Source organism: Yersinia sp. 2542 StPb PI (assembly GCF_048593855.1).
Classification (GTDB): domain Bacteria; phylum Pseudomonadota; class Gammaproteobacteria; order Enterobacterales; family Enterobacteriaceae; genus Yersinia; species Yersinia enterocolitica_E.
This window is the reverse complement of the sequence record NZ_JAZGQA010000247.1, coordinates 1-5,392: the sequence shown is the minus strand read 5'-3', so window position 1 is coordinate 5,392 and position 5,392 is coordinate 1. Positions and strand designations below refer to the sequence as shown.

Sequence of the window (5,392 nt, the reverse complement as noted above, 5' to 3'; positions counted from 1 at the left end):
GTTAGGCGTAAAATGATGCGGGTTTATATTCATCACAAATAAAGAACACCAGAGCTCCTACCAAAAATAGATGTTAAATTGGCATGCTGAGACAGAAACAAAATCACAAAACCCTAAGGGGTGTGAGCCTGATAAAAACACGTTAAAATACTAATCACTGTGTATAGAATAGTCACCTACTTCAAGTTAATATTGAACGCTATCTCAATTTATTTATGTAAAGTTATCTTACCGTGATGTTAATTATCATCTCCAATGTATAACCCCGCGTTTTTATCATTATTTAAACAGAATATGATCCTAATCAATAATTCTATTTTCACTTGGAAATAAAACATCTCACACATTGAGTGACTATCACTCTAGCTAATTATTTAATCGATTACGTTTTAATTTACCATTATTAATTCATCCTGTTTTTATCAATGCCAAACCAATTTGAGGCTTAACTACTGGTTTTTGATAAAGAGGGATTTCACTTTCACGCTCTGGTATCCATATACGTGAACATACCTTTTCCAATAAGGATTTATTGTGGCTGAAAACAATAAGCCCCAATGGGCGGTGTGCCGCTTCGTCTAATAAAACGCGCCAAATTTGTGCCTGAACATGTGCATCCAGTTGTGCCGTTACTTCATCGGCAATCAAGTATCGGGTGCGCGGATCCAGTGCCCGCAATAGTGCGATACGCGCCAACTCGCCTCCCGACAATTCATCAGGCCGGCGCTTCAACCAATCAGGATTAACGGCCATCCGCTCAAGCCAATGTGCTGCGGGTCGCCAGGCATCATGCAAGCTCTCCCCCGTAGTCCGGTAAGGATTGAAACTTTGTTCTGGATGCTGTGGCACTAACTGAATAGGACAATAACCTTTTTTTGCCAGTGGCGCGCCACCGAGCAAAATCTGGCCGGAAGTGGCTGACTGCCATTGTGCTAATACCCGGCCAAGGGTCGTTTTACCAAAACCACTGGGAGCCGAAATACCTAAGCGCTCTCCGGCTGTTAGAGAAAATGAGATGCTATCCCACAACAGTTTGCCACCTTGAACCACCGTCAGATTATCGACACTAAACATATTCGCCCACCTCCGACAAGGCTATGTGCTGACTGACAAATTGTTGCTCCGGTAGCGCTGCCCATAGTGACTGTAGCCAGGGGCTACCACCGTTATTCTTCAATTCTTCAGCACTCAGCGTCTCATGTAGCTTACCTTGATGTAACACCGCAATCTTATCGGCAAAACGTGCCGCCAATGCCAGATCATGAGTTACCCATAAAATGCCACGCCCTTGTTGGCAAAAAGCCCGCAGGTGAGTGAGTAACTGGCAGGCATGCTCGTCATCGAGCCACGAGGTCACTTCATCAGCCAAAATATAGCGGGCATTGGTCAGGGTGGCACAACTGGTCAGCACCCGTTTTGCCATGCCGCCAGAGAGTTGGCGAGGGAAGTCATGCACCAACCCTGGCGCAAGATTGTAGGTTTGCAGTTGCATTGCCACATCTTCCAGCCGCAGTTTTACACCACTAAGCTGCGCGGCACGGGTCATTTGTGAGCCGACTTTAATTAATGGATTTAGCGCGCTGACCCCTTGAGGGACGTAACATAACGTTTTTCCGCGCCGTTCAATTTTGTCTTGGGCGCACAACACCTCACCATCAAGGATAATCTCGCCATGACAACGCATATTGTCTGGCAATAAACCCAATGCACTTTGTAACAACAGACTTTTGCCTTCACCGCTACCGCCAACTAACGCCACCAGTTCCCCCGGATTCACCTCCAAAGAAATATTACTCAGCAGAGGATGCCAGGTTTTTCGCCCCAGCCAGCGGTAATGAGCAACATCAATAGCAAATTTTGCAAATTTCAACATCAGGTTATCCTCACCCAGAGTTGTTGCAGCGACCGGGCAAACTGGTCAAATACTAATACCAATCCCACCAAAATCAGGCCAGGGAAAAAAGCCAGCCACCATGCCCCACTGCTAAGGTAACGCAGTGCATCCGCTAATAAGATCCCCAACGACGGCTCATGGGGTGACAGCCCAAACCCAAGAAAACTGAGCGCTGCGCTGTGTAACACCGCATGGGGGAACATCAACAGTGTGCCAACAATCCATTGTGGCAGTAATAACGGTAGCAGATGATGACGCCAACGGTAAAAATTACTGTTACCCAACCGATGAGACAACATCACATAATCAGTCTCGCGAATACGTAAGATTTCTGCGCGTAAAATCAGGGCAAGCTTTGGCCAATGGGTGAGGGCTACCGCCAGAATAACGCCTTGTTTCCCGCCCCCCAAAGTGAAGCAGATCAGCACCAATAACAGCAAGTGAGGCAATGCCAACATACTGTCAATTAATCCGCGAATAATATAATCCAGCGTTTTATTGATAGCACACAAACTGGCAGTGAGCATCGCCAGCAGTCCACTGGCAAAAGCAGCAATCAGGCCAATTTGTAAACTGGTTGTCATCCCCTGAAAACAGCGCAACCACAAGTCGCGCCCCAGACTATCAGTACCAAACCAATAAGCCGGTGATGGCGGCTGGCGGCGCGCCATCAGATCCATCGGTACTTCAATGGGATAAATAACCCAGCCATAAACAATTAAAATGAGTAATAGCGCCAATGAAACGAACAGCCGAAACAGCGCCCGATTTGGGTTATAAGTCATAATTGCCGCGCAGCTCCCCTATTCAAGCGGTGTAACAGTGCGTTGGCAACGCTGTTACCGCAAAAGACCAATATGGCGCAAAACATGACGATCCCCATCAGTAACGGAATATCGCCGTGAAGCCCGGCATCAATCGTGGCTTGCCCTAAGCCGGGATAGGCAAAAACTTTCTCCGCTAATAGCGAGCCACCCAGTAATTCCCCCACAGAGGCAAATTGCAGACAAAGCGCTGGCGTAATGGCATGGCGTAAAATATGGAAGTGAACCAATGACCAGCCCTTATCTCCCTGAGCACGAGCATAGCGGATAAACTCGCTATTCATCACCTCAGCAACCCTGGCGCGGGTATGCAGCGCAATATTGCCAACCCCCAATAATCCCAAGGCCAGCATCGGCAGAATGAGATGACGCAGTTTGTCGCTCCAACTGGCTGTTTCAGCATTGCTTCCAGGTGTCCATGCACAGCAAATCGGCGCCCAATTCAGCTTCACCGCAAATAATGACAGCAACAATAAACCAATCCAGAAAGTGGGTAGCGAAGCTAATAGATATGACAGGGTTGAGATCAAACGATCAGGCCAGCGATTAAGATAACGCCCCGCAGTCAGCCCCAGCAATAGCCCAACAATGCCGGAGAATAGCCATGCCGAAAGCAGTAACGCAAACGAGGTGGCAAAACGTTCACCAATGACCTGTGAGACTGGCGCGTTATACAGCATGGAGTAACCCAAATCACCTTGCAAAACCTGAGTAAACCAATGCAGAAAACGCTGCCACAAAGGCAGATCCAACCCCCACCGCGCCGCAATCAGCGGATATTGTTCCGGTGGAACATGCAGCAGCTCACTGCCAATATAGGCGCGTATTGGGTCTACCGGGGAAAAACTCAGCAGCGTAAAAGTGCCTACTGCGGTGATTAGCAGCAGGCAAATTAAACGCAGAGTAAATAGCGAGATCCCCTTCATTACTGACAGGTCCATTTCCAGCTATCCAGGCTATTAAGCAGTGACCAGGAACCATGGATTTCCGGTGCCCCCTTACCTAAATCAACGCAATCATTAGCCAGGTAAGTATGCTGAATATTCAATAACCACGCCCACGCCGCATCACCGCGAATACCGGCACCGGTCGTTCCATCCCAATCAACCTGTTGCCAAAATGGCACCGCTTGTTCCCAAGTTGGCGCATCCAGTGCCTGTTGCAGATGTTTATCAACTACCGGATTCTGGTAGTAGCCTGGATTATAATATTCAACACCGGCAGCTTTACTGCTGTAGTGATGGTACAACTCCATGGGATCAAGGCTACCCCAGCCAAACAACGTGGGGTTAGCATGCATATTACGTTCAACGGTTTCCCAGCTACCGGATTTCAAATCAACATCAATACCAATAGGTTTCAGCATCGAACGCAGCGCCTGGGCTAAATCGCGGCGCGTAGTATCACCGCTGGTATACCAAAGCGTGATTTTGGCCGGCACCCCACTTTTTTCTCGAATACCCTCACTGTTCAGCGCCCAACCGGCCTGTTCTAATATCTGTTTGGCTTTTTCGCTATCACCATCTTTAATGGCCGAATCTGAGTTATTCCATGGCAACCCCTGTACACCTGTATAGGCAGGAATAGCATGACCCTCCATAATTTGGTCGGCCAGGAGTTGGCGGTTAATGGCATAGTTAATGGCACGGCGGATAGCAACATCAGCCGTTACATCATTACCAATCGGATAACCCTGAGCATCTTTCTTACCCGCCGGAGTGGTCGGGAACACGATGCCACGGTTTTCTACACTTGGCCGCACCCATAACTTCATGTTATTGACCGGACCTGCCGCCATCGATGGTGGAATGCGGACGACCCCTAACTGTCCACTTTGCGCCGCTGCAAAGGCACTGTCTTCATCAAGAAAAACAAAGATCAGTTTATCGAAATCATTCTTATTTCCGGCATAATGAGGATTGGCTTCCACGATCATTTGTTGACCCGGTTGGAAGCTCACCAAACGGTACGGGCCAGCACCAATAGGGTTTTGTGCATAGGTTTTGGCATTATATTTATCAGCAGAAACAATCCCCAGCGATCCCAACACATTTACAAAAGTACTTTGTGGCGCTTTCAATTGGATTCGAATATTGAGGGGATCGATTTCTTCGGCGCGGAGGAAATTACCCATATCGACTTTACCGCCACTGGCAGCAGCATTGTTATAGGTAAACACCACATCTTTGGCCGTCAGAGGAGATCCATCAGAGAATTTGAGGCCCGGCTTGAGCGTCAGAGTCCAGGTTTTACCGTCGTTGCTGGTTTTATACTGGCTCAGCAGAAAATTATTCCAGCTAAGATCTTCATTTTGTTTTAGCAACGGGCTATGCAATAGCAGATAACTGCCATGACTCCAGCCTAGCATTGGGTCAAAGCCTTCGGTGGGTTCATCACCGATAGCCAGTTGCAGGGTATGTGTTGCGGCACTAACGGGAACAGAAAAAACACTGAGTAGAGCGGCTGTGAGTAAGGTAGTTCGGAGCCATAGACGTTTAGACATGAATCATCCTTTGATAAATTAGCCAGTGAATATAGGGCATTGCCTGTCAGGCAAAGATTCAACAAATAATTAAGCGTAGCACTAAACATTAATATGGGTAATAGATGTCTTTTTTAGTATTAATGACCAATTTTCACCACTTTAGTTAGAACTTAACAGCATTCAACTAAC

5 protein-coding genes are annotated in these 5,392 nt (G+C 47.6%); all 5 read right to left on the bottom strand.

Annotated elements, in window-relative coordinates:
* Positions 1-408: 408 nt before the first annotated feature.
* From V1952_RS19790 to V1952_RS19770, 5 genes are read right to left on the bottom strand one after another with little or no spacing between them, the layout of a single operon-like run.
* Positions 409-1,074 (bottom strand): ATP-binding cassette domain-containing protein, encoded by a 666-nt coding sequence (locus V1952_RS19790; protein WP_372559717.1) that lies wholly within the window; start codon positions 1,072-1,074, stop codon positions 409-411.
* Entirely contained in the window at positions 1,067-1,873 is an 807-nt protein-coding gene (locus V1952_RS19785; RefSeq protein WP_083163051.1) for an ATP-binding cassette domain-containing protein, read from the bottom strand. The genes V1952_RS19790 and V1952_RS19785 overlap by 8 nt, the downstream gene beginning before the upstream one ends.
* Positions 1,873-2,679 (bottom strand): ABC transporter permease, encoded by an 807-nt coding sequence (locus tag V1952_RS19780; RefSeq protein WP_372559718.1) that lies wholly within the window; start codon positions 2,677-2,679, stop codon positions 1,873-1,875. The genes V1952_RS19785 and V1952_RS19780 overlap by 1 nt, the downstream gene beginning before the upstream one ends.
* Positions 2,676-3,644 carry an ABC transporter permease gene (locus tag V1952_RS19775; protein WP_372559942.1) on the bottom strand — a complete coding sequence of 323 codons (969 nt, stop codon included), beginning with the start codon at positions 3,642-3,644 and terminating at the stop codon, positions 2,676-2,678. The genes V1952_RS19780 and V1952_RS19775 overlap by 4 nt, the downstream gene beginning before the upstream one ends.
* Entirely contained in the window at positions 3,644-5,221 is a 1,578-nt protein-coding gene (locus V1952_RS19770; protein WP_420075380.1) for an ABC transporter substrate-binding protein, read from the bottom strand. Before V1952_RS19770 ends, V1952_RS19775 begins: the two co-directional genes overlap by 1 nt.
* Positions 5,222-5,392: the final 171 nt, after the last annotated feature.

Bases quoted from the DNA above. Each gene is read 5' to 3' on its own strand.
- V1952_RS19790 (WP_372559717.1), bottom strand. From the start codon at position 1,074: ATGTTTAGTGTCGATAATCTGACGGTGGTTCAAGGTGGCAAACTGTTG.
- V1952_RS19785 (WP_083163051.1), bottom strand. From the start codon at position 1,873: ATGTTGAAATTTGCAAAATTTGCTATTGATGTTGCTCATTACCGCTGG.
- V1952_RS19780 (WP_372559718.1), bottom strand. From the start codon at position 2,679: ATGACTTATAACCCAAATCGGGCGCTGTTTCGGCTGTTCGTTTCATTG.
- V1952_RS19775 (WP_372559942.1), bottom strand. From the start codon at position 3,644: ATGAAGGGGATCTCGCTATTTACTCTGCGTTTAATTTGCCTGCTGCTA.
- V1952_RS19770 (WP_420075380.1), bottom strand. From the start codon at position 5,221: ATGTCTAAACGTCTATGGCTCCGAACTACCTTACTCACAGCCGCTCTA.